19 protein-coding genes are annotated in these 17,103 nt (G+C 71.7%); 9 read left to right on the top strand and 10 right to left on the bottom strand.

All coding sequences use genetic code 11. From position 1 onward, the window contains the following. Positions 1-16: 16 nt before the first annotated feature. A complete protein-coding gene (locus tag DEJ19_RS03840; RefSeq protein ID WP_111234078.1) occupies positions 17-2,485 on the top strand; it encodes an MDR family MFS transporter in 2,469 nt (822 codons plus the stop codon). 210 nt (positions 2,486-2,695) lie between these two features. Here DEJ19_RS03840 and DEJ19_RS03835 read toward each other — a convergent pair whose 3' ends face one another. Further along, a complete protein-coding gene (locus DEJ19_RS03835) occupies positions 2,696-3,586 on the bottom strand; it encodes a DNA-methyltransferase (protein WP_111234079.1) in 891 nt (296 codons plus the stop codon). Between the two features lie 93 nt (positions 3,587-3,679). On the opposite strand from DEJ19_RS03835, the gene DEJ19_RS03830 reads away from it, so the two are divergent. Beyond that, positions 3,680-3,970, top strand: coding sequence for a GNAT family N-acetyltransferase (locus tag DEJ19_RS03830; RefSeq protein ID WP_027465074.1), 291 nt, complete (start codon positions 3,680-3,682; stop codon positions 3,968-3,970). A gap of 37 nt (positions 3,971-4,007) precedes the next feature. On the opposite strand, the gene DEJ19_RS03825 is transcribed toward DEJ19_RS03830, so the two are convergent. The 3 genes from DEJ19_RS03825 to DEJ19_RS03815 form a co-directional block, all read right to left on the bottom strand. Beyond that, complete coding sequence (locus DEJ19_RS03825; RefSeq protein WP_110864355.1) at positions 4,008-4,337, bottom strand: hypothetical protein; 330 nt, start codon at positions 4,335-4,337, stop codon at positions 4,008-4,010. Between the two features lie 165 nt (positions 4,338-4,502). Beyond that, positions 4,503-5,552: a lipoate-protein ligase LplAB gene (gene lplAB, locus DEJ19_RS03820; RefSeq protein ID WP_110864354.1), complete on the bottom strand. Its 1,050-nt coding sequence runs from the start codon at positions 5,550-5,552 to the stop codon at positions 4,503-4,505. A 131-nt stretch (positions 5,553-5,683) separates the two neighbouring features. Continuing rightward, a complete protein-coding gene (locus DEJ19_RS03815) occupies positions 5,684-6,553 on the bottom strand; it encodes an alpha/beta hydrolase (RefSeq protein WP_181441622.1) in 870 nt (289 codons plus the stop codon). Between the two features lie 87 nt (positions 6,554-6,640). Here DEJ19_RS03815 and DEJ19_RS03810 point away from each other — a divergent pair, with 87 nt between their 5' ends. The 3 genes from DEJ19_RS03810 to DEJ19_RS03800 all read left to right on the top strand — a co-directional run bounded on the left by DEJ19_RS03810 (position 6,641) and on the right by DEJ19_RS03800 (position 9,201). Continuing rightward, positions 6,641-7,798, top strand: a complete 1,158-nt coding sequence (locus tag DEJ19_RS03810; RefSeq protein WP_110864352.1) for an inorganic phosphate transporter — start codon at positions 6,641-6,643, stop codon at positions 7,796-7,798. Positions 7,799-7,809: 11 nt separating this feature from the next. Beyond that, entirely contained in the window at positions 7,810-8,079 is a 270-nt protein-coding gene (locus DEJ19_RS03805) for a hypothetical protein (protein WP_110864351.1), read from the top strand. Positions 8,080-8,259: 180 nt separating this feature from the next. After that, positions 8,260-9,201, top strand: coding sequence for an acetamidase/formamidase family protein (locus tag DEJ19_RS03800; RefSeq protein WP_111099960.1), 942 nt, complete (start codon positions 8,260-8,262; stop codon positions 9,199-9,201). Positions 9,202-9,381: 180 nt separating this feature from the next. On the opposite strand, the gene DEJ19_RS03795 is transcribed toward DEJ19_RS03800, so the two are convergent. Next, complete coding sequence (locus DEJ19_RS03795) at positions 9,382-10,134, bottom strand: SDR family NAD(P)-dependent oxidoreductase (RefSeq protein WP_111234081.1); 753 nt, start codon at positions 10,132-10,134, stop codon at positions 9,382-9,384. Between the two features lie 95 nt (positions 10,135-10,229). On the opposite strand from DEJ19_RS03795, the gene DEJ19_RS03790 reads away from it, so the two are divergent. Both DEJ19_RS03790 and DEJ19_RS03785 read left to right on the top strand, forming a co-directional pair. Further along, positions 10,230-10,640: a MarR family winged helix-turn-helix transcriptional regulator gene (locus tag DEJ19_RS03790; protein ID WP_110864348.1), complete on the top strand. Its 411-nt coding sequence runs from the start codon at positions 10,230-10,232 to the stop codon at positions 10,638-10,640. Next, positions 10,637-11,974 carry an MFS transporter gene (locus tag DEJ19_RS03785; protein ID WP_502869785.1) on the top strand — a complete coding sequence of 446 codons (1,338 nt, stop codon included), beginning with the start codon at positions 10,637-10,639 and terminating at the stop codon, positions 11,972-11,974. Before DEJ19_RS03790 ends, DEJ19_RS03785 begins: the two co-directional genes overlap by 4 nt. A gap of 196 nt (positions 11,975-12,170) precedes the next feature. Here the strand turns inward: DEJ19_RS03785 and DEJ19_RS03780 are convergent, their stop codons facing one another. Then, a complete protein-coding gene (locus DEJ19_RS03780) occupies positions 12,171-13,064 on the bottom strand; it encodes an alpha-E domain-containing protein (protein WP_071406023.1) in 894 nt (297 codons plus the stop codon). Positions 13,065-13,195: 131 nt separating this feature from the next. On the opposite strand from DEJ19_RS03780, the gene DEJ19_RS03775 reads away from it, so the two are divergent. Both DEJ19_RS03775 and DEJ19_RS03770 read left to right on the top strand, forming a co-directional pair. Continuing rightward, positions 13,196-13,714, top strand: coding sequence for a MarR family winged helix-turn-helix transcriptional regulator (locus tag DEJ19_RS03775; protein WP_110864346.1), 519 nt, complete (start codon positions 13,196-13,198; stop codon positions 13,712-13,714). A 10-nt stretch (positions 13,715-13,724) separates the two neighbouring features. Continuing rightward, positions 13,725-13,928, top strand: a complete 204-nt coding sequence (locus DEJ19_RS03770) for a hypothetical protein (RefSeq protein ID WP_027465064.1) — start codon at positions 13,725-13,727, stop codon at positions 13,926-13,928. A 38-nt stretch (positions 13,929-13,966) separates the two neighbouring features. Here DEJ19_RS03770 and DEJ19_RS03765 read toward each other — a convergent pair whose 3' ends face one another. The 4 genes from DEJ19_RS03765 to DEJ19_RS03750 form a co-directional block, all read right to left on the bottom strand. Next, complete coding sequence (locus DEJ19_RS03765) at positions 13,967-14,803, bottom strand: NAD(P)-dependent oxidoreductase (RefSeq protein ID WP_284176605.1); 837 nt, start codon at positions 14,801-14,803, stop codon at positions 13,967-13,969. A gap of 73 nt (positions 14,804-14,876) precedes the next feature. Further along, positions 14,877-15,815 (bottom strand): peptidoglycan DD-metalloendopeptidase family protein, encoded by a 939-nt coding sequence (locus tag DEJ19_RS03760; RefSeq protein ID WP_284176586.1) that lies wholly within the window; start codon positions 15,813-15,815, stop codon positions 14,877-14,879. A gap of 19 nt (positions 15,816-15,834) precedes the next feature. Next, positions 15,835-16,191, bottom strand: a complete 357-nt coding sequence (locus DEJ19_RS03755) for a hypothetical protein (RefSeq protein ID WP_111234320.1) — start codon at positions 16,189-16,191, stop codon at positions 15,835-15,837. A gap of 135 nt (positions 16,192-16,326) precedes the next feature. Next, positions 16,327-17,073, bottom strand: a complete 747-nt coding sequence (locus tag DEJ19_RS03750) for a lysophospholipid acyltransferase family protein (protein ID WP_111105290.1) — start codon at positions 17,071-17,073, stop codon at positions 16,327-16,329. Positions 17,074-17,103: the final 30 nt, after the last annotated feature.

Genomic DNA, 17,103 nt, shown 5'->3' with positions numbered 1-17,103 from the left:
CCGGGAGACCCTGCTCATGACCCAGACGGCGACCGCACCCGCGGCCCCCACCACGGCGTCCAACGTCGTGATGAACCACCGACAGATCCTGTTGGTGATCTACGGCCTGATGGCCGGCATGTTCCTCGGCGCCCTCGACCAGACGATCGTCGGCACCGCGATCCGCACCATCGGTGACGACCTGCACGGGCTCGACCAGCAGGCCTGGGTCACCACCGGGTACCTCATCGCGTCGACGGTGACGACCCCGATCTACGGCAAGCTCTCCGACATCTTCGGACGTCGGCCGCTCTTCATCACCGCGATCGGCATCTTCATCGTCGGTTCGTTCGCGGCGTCGTTCTCCGACTCGATGCTCATGCTCGCCGGGTTCCGTGCGCTGCAGGGCCTGGGTGCCGGTGGTCTGATGTCCCTGCCGCTGGCGATCATGGGCGACATGCTCGCCCCACGCGAGCGGGCGAAGTACCAGGGCTACTTCCTGGCGGTCTTCGGCATCTCGTCCGTCATCGGGCCGCTCGTCGGTGGCGTCTTCGCCGGCGCGGACCAGCTGCTGTTCATCGCCGGCTGGCGCTGGGTGTTCCTGATCAACGTGCCGATCGGCATCATCGCCCTGTTCATGGTGCTGACGTTCCTGCACCTGCCGAAGTTCGGCGACCGGGGCAAGCCCCGCATCGACTGGTGGGGTGCCACGCTCGTCATCGTCACGCTCGTGCCGCTGCTGCTCATCGCCGAGCAGGGCCGTGAGTGGGGCTGGGACTCCCCCGCCGCCTTCGCCTGCTACGCCATCGGTGCCCTCGGCCTGATCGCGTTCATCATCGTCGAACGGGCCATGGGCGACGACGCGATCCTGCCGATGAAGCTGTTCGGGTCACGGGTGTTCTCGATGTCCGCGATCCTGTCCGTGCTCGTCGGCTTCGGCATGTTCGGCGCGATGCTGACGATCCCGCTCTACCTGCAGATCGTCAAGGGCGTGACCCCGACCGAGTCCGGCTTCGCCATGCTGCCGATGGTGCTCGGCCTGATGATCTCGTCGATCGCCTCCGGCCAGATCATCTCCCGGACCGGCAACTACCAGGTCTTCCCGATCACCGGAACGGCGTTCACGGCGCTCGGATTCACGGTCCTGACGTTCCTGACCGCCGACCGGCCCCTGTGGTTCCTGATGCTCGGCATGTTCGGCATCGGGCTCGGACTCGGGCAGCTCATGCAGACGCTGACCCTCGCCGCGCAGAACTCGGTCTCGCCGCGGGACATCGGTGTCGCCACGAGCGCCGCGACGTTCTTCCGCCAGATCGGCGGCACCATGGGTACCGCCGTCCTGCTCTCCGTGCTGTTCACCCTGATGCCGACGAACATCAGCGCCGCGATGCAGAACGAGTCCGACCTGAAGAGCGCGCTCAACGCCGCGATGACCCCCTCGGTCGCGAACGCCTCGAAGAACCAGGGCGTGATGGACGAGATCTGGACGAAGATCGTCGACCCGGTGCAGAAGAACGTGCAGGACGGTCTCGACCAGGGCACCGCGCAGGCGAAGCAGGCCGCCGACGCTGCCGTGACCAAGCAGGTGACCGCAGCCGTGCAGCGGCAGGTCGCCGCGGGCACGGTCCCCGCCGCCGCAGCGGACACGATCATCGCCCAGCAGGTCGACGACGCGAAGCCAGCAGCCGAGCAGCAGGCGCTCGAGACGGCAGCCACGAAGGCGAACGCCTCGGTCGTCGACGGCAAGCTGCAGATCGACTACTCGGACAAGGGGCAGCGGGAGAACGTCGTCGACCAGGTCGCCCCGACGCTCATCAAGCAGCTGAAGAGCGGCGACTCGGCCGCGAGCTCGTCCACCGATTCGGCGACGAGCGACACGTCGTTCCTGAACGGCGCGGACCCCCGGCTCAGCCGTCCGTTCCTGGTCGGGTTCAGCGACTCGGCAGTCCGCGTCTACTACGTCGGCCTCGCGGTGATCCTGATCGCGTTCGTGCTGACGTGGTTCTTCCGGGTGCCGCCGCTCCGCAAGACCTCGGCGCTGCAGGAGCAGGCGGACGCTGCACGCACCGCTGCCGGTGCGGGATCGGACGGGAGTGCCGCCGCAGCCGCTGCCGCCGCGGCGCCCGGGGCCGGTCCGGTGCCGTCGGGGGCGGCGTCCGCCGAAGTCCCGACCTCGCCCGACGTTCCGACGTCGCCGGACGTGCAGCCGCGGTCCGCCCGGGCCGCGGGAGCGTCGGACGTCTCGGTGCTACCGCACGGGGTCGACGACACCCGCGCGCCGCTGCCGAACGCCACGACGCACGGTGCGCACTCGGCGGCTGCGCCGGTCGACGAGCCACCGACGACGACCGGTGCCATCCGGACCCGGGCTGCCCACGCGGCTGCGGTCGTGGAGCCGGACGCCCCCGGGGCCGGAGCCGACGCGGCGGAGGCGAGCCGGGCCTCCCGGACGGACGCTGACGACGCTGGCGATGCGCACGCGCACGGGCGGCACTCGGCGGAGTAGTTGGTGCGGGCGCTCGCTCGCTGATGCCGAACGACGAGGTCGCTGTCGGACGACAGCGACCTCGTCGCATCTGCGCGTGTGCAACTGTTGCGGCCGAGCGGGAGCGACACCGCCGATGTCGTACGACGTCGACATCGTCGCTCGGGCGTGTGCATGTTCCGACGATCCACGCGTCGAACGACTCGTGGATCGTCGCAGACCCCGCCAGCCTCAGACCGCCGGCGCCGCGTCCCCCGCCGCTGCCGCCGGTGCTCCGGCAACCTCGAACGACGCTCCCGGCAACCGCTTCCGCATCACGTCGATCGCCGCCGGGTTGTCGTCCACCAGCACGTACCGCCGCCCCAACGCCTGCGCCACCGCGCCCGTGGTCCCGCTGCCTGCGAAGAAGTCGAGCACCCAGTCCCCCTCGCGTGAGGACGCCTGCACGATCCGCCGCAGCACCCCCTCGGGCTTCTGCGTGGGGTAGCCGGTCTTCTCGCGGCCGGTCGGCGACACGATCGTGTGCCACCAGACGTCGGTGGGCAGCTTGCCGCGCTCGCGCTTCTCGGGGGTGACGAGCCCCGGCGCCATGTACGGCTCACGATCGACGGCCTCGGAGTCGAACCAGTACCGCGACGGGTCCTTCACGTAGACCAGGATCGTGTCGTGCTTCGTGGGCCAGCGCGTCTTGGACTTGGCGCCGAAGTCGTAGGCCCACACGATCTCGTTCAGGAACGACTCGCGGCCGAACAGCGCGTCGAGCAGCACCTTGGCGTAGTGCGACTCGCGGTAGTCGAGGTGCAGGTACAGCGTGCCGTCGGTGGCGAGCAGTCGCCAGGCCTCGATGAGTCGGGGCTCGAGGAACGACCAGTAGTCCTCGAACCGGTCGTCGAAGCGCATCAGGTCGCCGCGCACCCGCTCGTAGGTCCGGCCGTGGAACCCCATCACCGGACCGTCGGCCTTCGGCACGGCGGACGTCGCGTGCCGACGCTGGTACCGGCCGGTGTTGAACGGCGGGTCGAGGTACACCAGCGTGAAGGAGCCGTCCGGGTACGCGGGGACCACGTCGAGGGCGTCGCCGAGGACGACGCGGTCCGGGCCTCGGTCGTCTCCCCTGCGCACGGACCCATTGTCGCGCACCGAGCGGACGCGCAGCACACGGAGCCAGCGCGCAGCCCAGAGCGCACGCCCGGGCCCCGGCGTACGGTCGAGTGCATGGCAGCAGCACCCGAGGTCCGCAACGACACCGACAAGCAGCAGTACTCCCTGATCGAGGACGGCGAGGTCATCGGCCTCGCGGCGTACGAGATCGACGGCGACGAGATCCGCTTCGTGCACACCGAGGTCGATCCCGAGCACCGCGGCGGTGGGCACGCGTCGATCCTGGTGCAGCACGCCCTCGACGACGTGCGTGCGAGTTCGTCACGCCGGGTCGTCGCGCAGTGCAGCTACGTGCACGCGTGGATCGAGCGGCACCCGGACTACCAGGAGCTCACGACGCGCTGAAGCGAGCGACGCACAGACGAGCGCGGCGCCCGTCGGCTCAGTACGACCGGTCGTGCGTCCCCGCGCGGGCCTCGTGCCGCCCGGCGCTCCGCACCGCCGGCACCCGGATGAGCACGCTGCCGCTGAGCAGATCGTGGTCGTGGTCCGCCGGAGACGGGGCCTGTTTCGGCAGGCGCGCCTGCCGTTCGTACTCGGCTTGCGTCTCGTGCCGGGTCGGTGCGAACACCTCGTCCAGCATCCCGCCCATGCCTCCGGATCCGCCGCTGCGCTGGGACTTGTTCGACAGGTCGATCCACCCCATGCGATCGGCGATCCACACCACGACGGCCACGGCGGCCACCGCCCCCAGGAAGATCAACCAGTTCACGGCAGCGACGCTACGTGGGCTGCGCGGCGAGCGGATCAGCCGCGCGGGGGATTCTCATCATCCACACGTCTGGTTCATGAGGTCGAGGCGCACACTCGAGGCAGCGGCGGCCGGGACGTCCCCCCTCAGCTCCGGCCGTCGCGTCCACCGTCGACCGAGCAGGGCTCACGGCACCCGCTCGAGCCACTCCTTCGTCGCGAACTTCGTCCGCACCAGCTCCTGCGCCCGCTCGCGCTCGGCCTCGGTCACGTGCCCCTCGGTCGCCCCGTACAGGCGGGTGAAGGTGCCGATCAGCCGCTCGATGATCTCGGCGCGGGACAACCCCGTCTGCGAGCGGAGCGGGTCGACGCGCTTCGCGGCGCTCGTGGTGCCCTTGTCGCTCATCTTCTCGCGCCCGATGCGCAGCACCTGGACCATCTTCTCGCCGTCCATGTCGTAGCTCATGGTGGCGTGGTGCAGCAGGGACCCGGTGCCGAGGCGCTTCTGTGCGGCCCCGCCGATCTTGCCCTTGGTCGAGGTGATGTCGTTGAGGGGCTGGTAGTAGGCCTCGATGCCGAGCGACTTGAGCGCCTCGATCACCCACTCGTCGAGGAACGCGTACGAGTCGGCGAACGTCATGCCCTGCACCAGGTCGGACGGCACGTAGAGCGAGTAGGAGATGACGGCGCCGGCGTCCATGAACATCGCGCCACCGCCGGAGATGCGTCGGACCACCTGCACGCCGTACTTCTCGGCGCCGGCGGGGTCGACCTCGTTCTTGAGCGACTGGAACGACCCGATCACGACGGCCGGCTGGTCCCACTCCCAGATGCGCAGCGTGGGACCGCGACGGCCGGCACCGACCTCTTCGGTCAGCACCTGGTCGAGCGCGAGGTGCTCGTTCGGGCTGATCGGCCCCTCGTGCACGATCTGCCAGTCGTGGTCGCGCCAGGTCGAGGCCCGCGACAGCGCGCGGCGCACCGCGACGCCGACGGACTCGGGCGTGAAGCCGAGCAGCACCGCATCGGTCGGCAGGGCCGCCCGCACGGCTGCGGCGACGCCAGCAGCGTCGGTGGTGACGGGAAGCCCGTTCACGGCCGCGTCGATGAGCGGCAGCGCGTCGTCGGGTTCCAGGAAGAAGTCACCCGCCAGGCGGAACTGCTGGATCGTGCCGTCGACGACCTCGAGGTCGACGACGACCAGCTTGCCTCCGGGGACCTTGTACTCACCGTGCATGCCGCAACCCTATTCCGGACGGCCGACGGCCCGGCAGTGAGCCGGCCTGGTGACGGCCTGGAGGCGCGTGGCGGCGCCGCCACGGGCCTCCAGTCCGCCGCCGGTCGCGTCGCAGGACGCGGCGAGCGCCGTCAGCGCGCGGTCACCCGGTCGAGCCACGCGACCAGGTCGCCGATGACCTCGGCGCGGTTGGTCTCGTTGTAGACCTCGTGCCGCGCGCCCTCGTACACCTGCACGGTCACGTCGGACAGCCGGCCGCGTCGGCGGTACGCCTGCGCCAGACGCTCGATCGAGCGCGGACCACCGAGGGTGTCGTCGGAGCCGACCTGCAGCAGCATCGGCAGGTCGTGCGGGATCCCCCGCCGCGGCACACCGAGCAGCCGGAGGGTGTCGGCGAGCCCGAAGAGCCCGATGACGTCGGCCTCGACCGCCAGGGGGTCGATCGCGACGGCGTCGATGATCGTGCGGTCGCGGGTGAGCCACTCGTACTTGGTGGGCCCCGACCCCGCGTGCCGTGCGTTGAGGTCGCCGCTGTTCATCCAGCCGGGCAGCCGGTAGGCGCTCGCGGACAGGACGACGCCGTCGTAGCAGTCCGACGAGGTGTTCACGATCCGCTGCGCCATCAGCGACCCCCACGAGTGCCCGAGCAGCACGAGCGGCAGCCCGGGTTCGTCAGCCCGCGCGACCGCGCTCATCTGCTCCACCGCGGCGATCGCCGCGCGCAGGCCGCCGGGGCCGAGCCTGCCGAGCTTGGCGTGGTCGCCGTCCCACTGGGTCAGGCCGGTGCGTCCGTGCCCGCGGTGGTCGTTCGCGTGCACGGTGTAGCCGGCACGCACCAGGTCCTGCGCGAGCGGTTCGTACCGGAGTCCGTGCTCCCCGACCCCGTGCGCGATCTGCACGACACCCTTCGGCCGCGCCGCACGCCAGGTCGAGTAGACGATCTCGACGCCGTGGGCGTCGGTGAACGAGGCGTCGCCGCGAGCGGCGGAGAAGGTGGGCACGTGAGCATCCTCGCAGACGCGCTCCATCACGGACCTGTTCACCCGGCGTTCACGCAGGGGGTTCCAGGCGGGCCTAGCGTCCTGCGCATGGACGTCATCGTCATCGTCACGCTGGTGATCGTCGTGGCCCTCGTGTTCGACTTCACGAACGGCTTCCACGACACCGCGAACGCCATGGCCACGTCGGTCGCCACGGGAGCGCTCAAGCCCCGGACCGCCGTGCTCATCTCCGCCGTGCTCAACGTGGTCGGCGCGTTCCTGTCCACCGAGGTCGCAAAGACCGTCTCGCAGGGCATCATCCGCGAGGGGCAGGACGGCATCCACATCTCGCCCACGATGATCTTCGCGGGGCTCGTCGGCGCGGTGCTCTGGAACCTGGCGACCTGGTACCTCGGGCTGCCGTCCTCGTCCACCCATGCGCTGTTCGGCGGGCTCATCGGCGCCTCGATCATCGGCGCGGGGCTGAACTCGATCAGCTGGGCGACGGTGGTGTCGAAGGTCGTGCTGCCGGCGCTGCTCTCCCCGGTCATCGCCGGGGTGATCGCCCTGGTCGCGACGTACCTGGCGTACGTGCTCACGAAGAACGCGACGACGCACGGTGCGGCGACCGGGTTCCGGCACGGGCAGACGATCTCGGCGTCGCTGGTGTCGCTCGCACACGGCACGAACGACGCGCAGAAGACGATGGGCGTCATCACGCTGACCCTCATCGCCGCGAACTACCAGGCCGCCGGCACCGGCCCGGCGCTCTGGGTGATCCTGGCCTGCGGGCTCGCGATCGGCCTCGGCACGTACATGGGCGGCTGGCGGATCATGCAGACCGTCGGCAAGAAGATCTCCGACGTGCAGTCGCCGCAGGGCTTCGCCGCCGAGACGAGCTCCGCCGCGACGATCCTCATCTCGTCGCACCTGGGCTTCGCGCTCTCGACGACCCACGTGACGAGCGGCGCGGTCGTCGGCTCGGGCCTCGGCAAGAAGCTCGCCGACGTGCACTGGTCGGTCGTCGGCCGCATCGTCATCGCATGGGTGATCACGCTGCCCGCCGCTGCGGTGGTCGGGGCGCTCGCGACCTGGCTCGCATCGACCTCGGCCTTCGGGCTGGTGCTCGTCGCGGTCCTCGCACTGGCCGGCGGGCTCACCTTCTCCGTCCTCGCGAAGCGCAAGCCGATCTCGCACGAGGACATCACCACCGAGTCCGGGCCGGCCGAGCAGGCCGAGCCGCAGCCGACCGGCGCAGCGAACTGAGGGGAACGACGATGGACATCGACTTCACCGCGATCGGCACGGTCGCCGGCGTCGGCTTCGTGGCCGCCGTGGGCCTGGTGCTCGTGTACACGCTCGGCCTCCGGCTGCTCGGGACGGGGCAGCCGGACGACGCGGGCGGCGAGCGCACGCAGTACTCCGAGGAGACCCCACGCTCCGGGCACACCCCGCCGGCGGCACTGGCGGGAGCCGTGCTGTGCTTCGCGCTGTGCATCGCCGCGGTGCTGGCGGGCATCTGGTTGACGATCCCCCAGTTCCACTGAGGACGTTCCTTCCCAGAACACCCGCGATGGCTTGTGGAATCGGGCGTACCTGGTCAGAACTTCCGACCAGGCATGCCCGATTCGACCAGGTACGCCCGATCCGACCAGGTACGCCCGATCCGACCAGGTACGCCCGGAACCGCCCCGCACCCGCCCCGCCCCGCCTGGGATGATCGAACGGTGACCACCCACCACCTCGACGCCACGGTCGAATCCGCCGTCGACGTCTTCACCGCCGAACGCCAGCCGGTCCTGACCGTCGAACCGGGCGACACGGTGACCGTCCGTACCCTGAGCGCCGCGGGCTACACGGAACGCCAGCCGGGCCCGGGCGTCGACGCCCCGACCCTGATCGACCCGCGCCGGGGCCACTGCCTGGTCGGGCCGATCGCCGTCGCGGGAGCACGTCCGGGGATGGTCCTGGCGGTGCACTTCGACGACCTCGTGCCCGACGACTGGGGCTACACGGCCTCGGGCGGGGTCGACTCCCCGGTGAACCGCGCACTCGGCCTGACCGATCCGGCGTCGCGCGGACCGCTGCTCTGGGACATCGACGTGACTGCCCGGGTGGCTGTCAACCAGCTCGGCCTCGGGGTGCGGACGGCACCGTTCCTCGGCGTCGTCGGCGTCCCACCCGAGCCCACCGGGGAGCACTCCACGATCCCACCCCGCACGGTCGGCGGCGGCAACGTCGACTGCCGTGAGCTCGTCGCCGGCTCCACCCTGTACCTGCCGGTGACGGTGCCGGACGCCCTGCTCCACGTCGGCGACGGGCACGCGGCCCAGGGCGACGGCGAGGTCTCCGGCACGGCGGTCGAGTGCGGCATGACGACGACGATGACCCTGACGCTCCTCGATGCGGCCCCGGTCGAGGGCGTGCACGCCGACACCCCCGCCGGACGCATCACCTTCGGCTTCGACGCCGACCTCAACGTCGCGACGGCCACGGCGCTCGACCGGATGGTCGACTGGATCGCCGGGCTGCACGGGATCGGCCGCGCCGAGGCCCTCGCGATGGCGAGCGTGGCGGTGAGCATGCGCATCACGCAGGTCGCGAACCGCACGTGGGGCGTGCACGCCCTGCTCCCGCACGACGCGATCCTGACGGACGCGCGGCTCTGAAGGCCGGGAGGCCCGCCCAGCGCGAGCCGACCGGCGCACGCTGGGCGGGCCTCCCGTCCGACGTTCCTTCCCATCGCACCCGCGCTGGAAAGCGGAAACGGGCGTACCCGGTCGGAAGAACCGACCAGGTACGCCCGTTTCGACCAGGTACGCCCGGAACGTCCAGGTGCACCCGACCCGTCAGTGAGCGGAGTAGCCGCCGTCAACCAGGTGGTAGCTGCCCGTGATGAACGACGCCTTGTCGCTCAGCAGGAACAGCACGAGCGCGGCGACCTCGGCGTCGGTGCCGAGCCGCTTCGAGGCGTGCTCGTCCTCGAGTGCCGCGATGGCCTCGGCCGACAGCGACTTGCGGAGCAGCGGGGTGTCGATGAACCCGGGGCCCACGGCGTTCGTGCGGACGCCCTGCGAGGAGTACTCGAGCGCGGCGACCTTGGTCAGCCCGGCGAGTGCGTGCTTCGAGGCGACGTAGGCCGCGTTCTGGGCCATCCCGACCACGCCGAGCACCGACGCCATGTTCACGATCGCGCCACCGCCGGCAGCCACCATCGCGGGGATCTCGTAGCGAAGCCCGTAAAAGACGCCGTCCAGGTCGACCGCACGGACGCGGTCCCAGGCGGCGATGTCGTACTCGCCGATCGGCTGCGGTGCTGCGCCGATGCCGGCGTTGTTCACGGCCAGGTGCAGCGCGCCGAACGTGTCGACCGCGAACTGCACCATGCGCTCGTTGTCCGCGGCGACCGCGGAGTTGGCCTCGAACGCGCGGGCGGTGCCACCGGCCTCCACGATCGACGCGGCGACGCGCTCGGCGCCCGCCAGGTTGATGTCGGCGACGACCACCGCGGCGCCCGCCGCGGCGAGCTCCTTCGCGACGGACTCGCCGATGCCGCTGCCACCACCGGTGACGACGGCGACCTTGCCCTCGAACTCGGACATGTTCTCCTTCTCTCTCGGCAACACGTGTTGTCTAAGAGCACGGTACACCCGAAATGAAGTTCGTTCGCTGAACTAATGAGATAGGCTAACGACCGATGACCGACGCCACCGACCTCCGGATCGCGGTGAACCGGCTGTCCCGCACCCTCCGTGCCCAGAAGGCCGATTCGAGCGTCACGGACGCGCAGTTCTCCGCCCTCGCCCGACTGCACCGCGACGGCGCCATGACCCTGGCCGACCTGAGCCGACAGGACGGCGTCACCCCGCCCTCGATGACGAAGACCATCGCGGTGCTGGTCGAGCGGGGCCTGGTGTCGAAGTGCGGGCACGGCGACGACCGCCGCAAGGTGCTGCTCGGCGCGACGCCCGCCGGAGCCGCCTTCGTCGAGGAGACCCGACGCCGCCGCGACGGCTGGCTCTCCCCGCGGCTCGCAGCACTCACCGCCGACGAGCGGGGCACCCTCGCCGACGCCACCGAGATCATGAGGAGGCTGGCCCAGCAGTGACCGCCATGTTCCGCTCCCTCGCCGGACGCAACTACCGCATCTGGTTCGCCGGGGCCCTGGTGTCGAACGTCGGCACCTGGATGCAGCGCACCGCCCAGGACTGGATCGTGCTGACCCAGCTCTCGGATAACAACGCCGTCGCGGTGGGCATCACGATGGCCCTGCAGTTCGGCCCCCAGCTGCTGCTCCTGCCACTCACCGGGCTCGCCGCCGACCGGTTCGACCGCCGGAAGATGCTCATGCTCACCCAGGGCCTGATGGGACTGCTCGGGCTGGGGCTCGGCGTCATGGTCCTCACGAACACCGCCACCCTGCTCGCGCTGTACGGCTTCGCCCTGGCACTCGGCATCGTCGCCGCGTTCGACGCCCCGATCCGGCAGGCCTTCGTCTCCGACGTCGTGCAGGGCGAGGACGTCTCGAACGCCGTCGCCCTGAACTCCGCGTCGTTCAACGCCGCACGCCTGATCGGCCCCGCGGTCGCCGGTGTGCTCATCGCGGCGATCGGCTCCGGATGGGTGTTCGTCATCAACGCCGGGTCGTTCCTGGCCGTCCTGCTCGCACTCCGGTTCGTCGACCCCGCGCAGCTCGCCGAACGGGTCCGGGCGGGCCGCGGCAAGGGGCAGATCGTCGCCGGCTTCCGGTACGTCCGCACCCGGCCGGACATCGTCGTCGTGCTCTGCATGATCTTCGTCGTCGGGACGTTCGGCGTGAACTTCCCGATCTTCACCTCGACGATGGCGCGGGTCGAGTTCCACCAGGGCGCCGGCGAGTTCGGGCTGCTCAACTCGGTGATGGCGGTCGGCTCGGTGCTCGGTGCGCTGCTGTCCGCACGCCGGGACAAACCGCGGATGCGCACCCTCGTCCTCGCCGCCGGCGGGTTCGGGCTCGCGTGCACCGCCGCTGCCCTCGCCCCGACGTACTGGACCTTCGCGATCGTGCTGGTGTTCGTCGGGCTCGCGTCCCTGACCTTCATGACCACGGCGAACGCCCTGGTGCAGACCACGACGAAGCCCGCGATGCGCGGCCGCGTGATGGCGCTCTACATGGCGATCTTCGCGGGCGGCACCCCCATCGGCGCCCCGCTCGTCGGTGCCGTCGCCGACGCCTTCGGCCCACGCTGGGCGATCGTCGTCGGCGCGGCCTCGGGCTTCGTCGCACTCGGGATCGCGCTCGTCTGGCTCGTCCGGTACCAGCGGGTCCGGCTGCGCTACGACGCCGACTCGCGGCTGCACCTGGCGATCACGCACGCCGTGCCGGTGGTCGGCTCGCGCGCGGCGCTCCGCCGCGAGCTGGAACGCGACGAGACGCTCGCCGATCGCTCCAGCGCCGTCTGACGGACCGGCGGGTCGCCCTGCCCGTCGGCTGACGGCCCGTGACGCACGGACCGTCGGACGGGAGGCCCGCACCGGCGCCGCCACGGGCCTCCCGTCCGGCGCCACCCGGGCACACCGCCGCGGTCGCGACGCGCGGACCGACCCGGTTCCGCCGCACGTGCGCCGAGCCGGCGCCGAACACCGGCTCCGGGTGGGCTCAGAGGACGGGTGCGGACGACGCGAAGACGCGCTCGTCGAGGGCCGCGGCGACGCGGTCGGCAGCCACCGCCAGCCGCTGCCCGACGTCACCCGCCACGGCGAGCGCCGACTCCTCGGGGATGCCGTCGAGCAGGGCGCGGACCTCGTCGAACCCGGCGACCTCGTCCGCGACGCAGGACGGGGCGACGTCGGCCAGGCACTCGGCCGCGCGGTGCACCGTGAAGCGCAACGACCGCGGGCTGTGGGCGTCGAGGAGCAGGAAGGCGGCGGCGTCGGACGGCACCGGGGCGTGGTCACGGCCGCGCAGGAAGGCCTCGCCCGCGCCGCACGCCCGGAGCGCCGCCGTCCACGAGGTGACCGCGTCCGGCTCGAGCAGCCGCGACGCGAGCAGCCGGGCGGTGGAGGCGCAGCGGGTGAGTGACCGCCCGAGGGTGAAGAACTCCCACACCTCGTCACGGCTGGCGTCACCCTCGACCACCCCGATGGCGAGGGCACTGCGCTCCCGCACCCAGCCGAGGAACTCGTGCGCCCGGTCGGGGGCGATCTTCCGGGGCATCCGCGACCGCGTGACGTCGAGGCAGTCCCAGAGCTCGCTCGAGACGACCTCGCGGGCACGGCGTGCGTGGTCGCGGGCGACGGCGACCGCGGCGGCGATGGACGCGGGTTCGTGCCGGTCGAGCGCGAGGGCGTCGACGGTGGCGGCACGGTCCGGGTCGTTCGCGGGGCCGGTGGTCCCGATGACGCTGCGGAGCTCGGTGGACACGAGCCGGTCGTCATCGAGGGTGCCTGGTTCTCGGCGGGCGACGTAGACGTCGAGCAAGCGTGCGACGACGTCGGTGCGCTCCACCGCGCTCCCCACGTGGAAGACGTTCCCCGCGAGGCGGCTCAGCACGGCTGCTCCTGCATGTCCAGAACCTAACGAGCCGGCGTTGCCGGGGTGTTACAGAACCGCGTCACGGGTGTTGCAGGTGTCCCGTCTCCGCGCTCGCTAGACAATCTAACTAGAGCGTCTAGCATTGGGGCATGACGTCCGAGGTGATGACCAGCACCGCCGGGTACTGGTACGAGGACTCCGCGGTCTCCGCCGTGGACGTCCTCAACGCCCTGCGGCGGTACCGGACGGCCGAGAGCGCCGCCCAGCGCCGAGCGCGCGAGGCACTGGGGATCGGCGAGAACGCCCTGCTGGCGCTCCGGTTCCTGATCGACGCCGAGCACGACGGCCGCACCGTCAACGCGAAGGACCTCGCCGAGCGGCTCGAGATCACCGCGGCGTCGACGTCGGCGCTCGTCGACCGGCTCGTCCGCAGCGGCCACGTCGAACGGCACGCCGACCCGAACGACCGCCGTGGCGTGATCCTCACCGCCACCGGCACCTCGATGCGCCACGCGCTCCGGGTCATCGAGGAACTCGACGCCCGCGCGCTCGAGGTCACCGAGCACCTGCCGAGCAACGAGATGGCCGTCGTCGTGGACTTCCTGGACGAGATGGTCCGTGTCGTGGACGAGCTCGACGCCGGGTCGGACCACCTCCGTCGCGCGTAGCCTGGACCGCATGGACCCTCGCGGCGAACACCACCCCGAGGACGACATGCCGTTCGCCGAGCTCGACTCGCGGGCCCGTGCCGACGCCGCGCTCCGACGGATCCAGGCCGGGTCAGATCCGGCTCGTGAGGCGTTCGACCTCGCCAACACCATGAACGACGAGGCCGTGGGGCGGCTCACGAAGCGCCTGCGGCGGCTGTTCCGTCGGGGCTGATCGGTCGGCCGGTCCGTGCCTGTGCGCCTGCCCGTGCGTCAGAACGTGGTGCCGACCGCGGCGATGTCGTCGCCCCCGTGGCCGGCTGCGCTGGCATCGGCGTAGACGCGACCGAGGGCCTCGAGCAGCGTGGTGGACACCCCGGCGGTCCGGGCGGCATCGGTGATGAGTCCGATGTCCTTCCGCAGCCCGTCGAGTGCGAACTGGGCGGGGAACTCGCGGGCGATCATCGCGGCGCCCTTGGTGTGGGCGTAGGCGGAGTCGCTCGCGCTGCCCTCGATGGCCTGCAGGAACAGCGCAGGGTCGAGCCCGAGCGCCGCCGCGAGGGCCAGGGACTGCCCGGTCGCCGCGGTGATCGAGGCGATCCAGGCGTTCGCGGCGAGCTTGAGGGCGGTGCCGTCGCCGACGTGGTCGCCGGCGCGGACGGTCTTCGCGCCGATCGCGTCGAGCACGGGGTCGACACGGTCGAGCAGGTCAGCCGGGCCGGCCGCGAGCATCGTGAGCTTGCCCTGTTCGGCGGGGGCCTTCGTGCCGAGCATCATCGCCTCGACCAGGGTGATGCCGTACTTCTCGGCCAGCTGCACGACCGTCGCGGTGCCGTCGACCCCGATCGTCGAGGCCTGCACCCACACGGCGTCGGTCGGGGCGTCGCCGGCGGCCTGCTCGAGGACGTCGACGACCGCATCGGTGTCGAACAGGGTGAGCAGGACGACCTCGGCGTGCTCGACGGCAGTGCCCGGGTCGCTCGCCACCGTCGCGCCGCGGTCGCCCAGCGGCGAGGCCTTGTCGGCACTGCGGTTCCAGACCGTCACCTCGTGGCCGTCGCGGAGCAGTGATCCCGCCACGCCGGCACCCATCGCACCCGTCCCCAACACCGTCACTCGCACGTGCGTCTCCGTCCTGCCGCGACAGCGTGCCGCGACCGCTCCGACGCTACGCCCGACGCCGTCAGAGGAGCCCGCGAGCCCTGAGCCAAGCGGCCGGGTCGATCGGGGTGCCGGCCACGATGACCTCGAAGTGCAGGTGGGCGCCGGTCGAGACGCCCGTGTTGCCGACGGCCCCGAGCCGCTCCCCCGTGCCGAGGACCTGGCCGGGGCGGACGTCGATCGCCGACAGGTGCCCGTACCGGGTCGCGGTGCCGTCGGCGTGCCGCAGGAGGACCTGGTTGCCGTAGCCACCGAGCACACCCGCCGAGACGACCCGACCGGGCAGCGCGGCGACGACCGGGGTCCCGATGGCCGCGGCGAAGTCGACCCCCTGGTGGTTCGACGAGCAGGACGCGCAACCGACGACCCAGCGGGAGCCGAAGCCACCGGCGTCCGGGATCGCACCGGCCGTGGGGCGGACGGCTCCACCGGTCGGGCCCGAGCCACCGGGAACCCGGAGGGCTGCGGCAGCACGGCCGACCGAGAAGTCGTCGCGGCCGGCGGTCGGACCGGTCGAACCCTCGGCGACGAAGTGCTGCATGCCGGCCGACGCCGACGTGGAGTCCGGAGCGGCCGGAGCGGCGACGGCGGTCTGCGGGGAGCCGACCGCGACGAACAGGCACGTGACGGCGGTGACCGCCGCGGCGGGAAGGGTCCGCCGGGCGGGGATCTGGAAGGACGCGGGGCGGCGGCGTGTGGGAGCGGCCGGCTGCGTGGGAGCGGCCGGCTGCGTGGGAGCGGCCGGCTGCGTCGGCAGGGTGGGCTCTGGCGGCCGGAGGCGTCGTGAGGGTTGGGTGGAAGCCGGGGTGGCGGGAGGGGGCACCGCCACCCCGGCGGCTCGGAGCGGCCCCGGCTGTGCAGCGTGCCGTGCACGGCGCGGCCGGGGCGCGGTCGGTCGGTCGGCGGCGCGACGCTCGGCACCGCGTGGGCGCCGGGGCAGGCCGTCGTCGGGGGTCGTCATCGTGCGGCACCCGGCCCGGTCAGACGCGGACGACGCCGTCACGGGCGATCCGGTCCAGCTCGCACACGACGGCGTCGACGACCGCGCGGGTGATCGCGTCGGCGACGGTCTCGACCAGGACGAGGTGCTCGGGACGGATCGTGGCCTCGGTCACCAGGGCCGATGCCACCCGCACCGGGATCTCGTCGATCGCGGCCACGAGTGCGGCCGGCACCAGCGTGGAGTCACCCGGGCGGACGGGCGCGGACATCGGCGAGGTCGGTACCGGGGTCACGACGGCGATCGCCGGCGACGGGGTGGAGCGCACGGTGGAGTGCGGAGCGTCGGCCTGATCGCGACGCTGGGCGATGGAGTCGAAGAGCGGGGTGGAGGACATGCTGCGGACGGTCCGATCTGGATGTCGTGGCTGGTCGTTCTCGGGCGACCGGCGATGGCGGCGTGCCGAGCGGCACGTCCGCCATTCAACCATCGATATTTCAGATGTGCAATAGTGACCGGACAGTCGTAGCGATCAGTCCGGGTCGACGGCAGCCGCGGTCGGGTCGTCCGGCTGCAGCGCCCGACGGACCCGCTCCACGATCGTCGCGGGCGGGTTGTTGTAGGTGTTCGCCGGCTCCTGGCCGCTGAGCTCCTGGATCGCCGCCATCACCGCATCGGTCGCGTGGCGCCGTGCACGACCGGACGTCGCCTCGCCGAAGGACGACAGGTCGATCGGCTGCCCGAACTCGATCGTCACGCGGGCGAGCTTCGGCAGCCGGGACCCGACCGGCTGGACGTCCTCGGTGCCGGTGAGCGCGACGGGCACCACGGGGGCGCCACTCGTCAGCGCCAGCCACGCCACACCCGTGCGGCCCTTGTAGATCCGGCCGTCGAGCGAGCGCGTGCCCTCCGGGTAGATCGCGAACGCCTCGCCCTCCTGCAGGCGTGCCAGCCCGAGGTCGAGGGCCTGCTGCGCCGCCGCACCCGCGCCACGTTCGACCCCGATGGCGCCGATGCCGCCGAAGAACGCGCGCGAGACGGCTCCCTTGAGACCCGAACCCGTGAAGTACTCCTGCTTCGCCAGGAACGACACCTTGCGCGGTGCCATGAGCGTGATCGCGGGCGAGTCGATGAACGAGCGGTGGTTGCTCGCGAGGATCACGGCACCACGCTTCGGGACGTTCCGACGACCGATGATCTTCGGGCGCCACAGCAACCGGGCGAGCGGGGTCACCACCGCGCGACTGAGCACGGTGGCGAACTTCGTCGAACCGGACACCGGACCTCCTCGTGGTGACGAGCTACCGAG

The sequence above is a fragment of the Curtobacterium sp. MCSS17_016 genome (assembly GCF_003234255.2).
GTDB lineage: Bacteria > Actinomycetota > Actinomycetes > Actinomycetales > Microbacteriaceae > Curtobacterium > Curtobacterium flaccumfaciens.
This window is presented reverse-complemented; position numbering and strand designations above follow the sequence as displayed.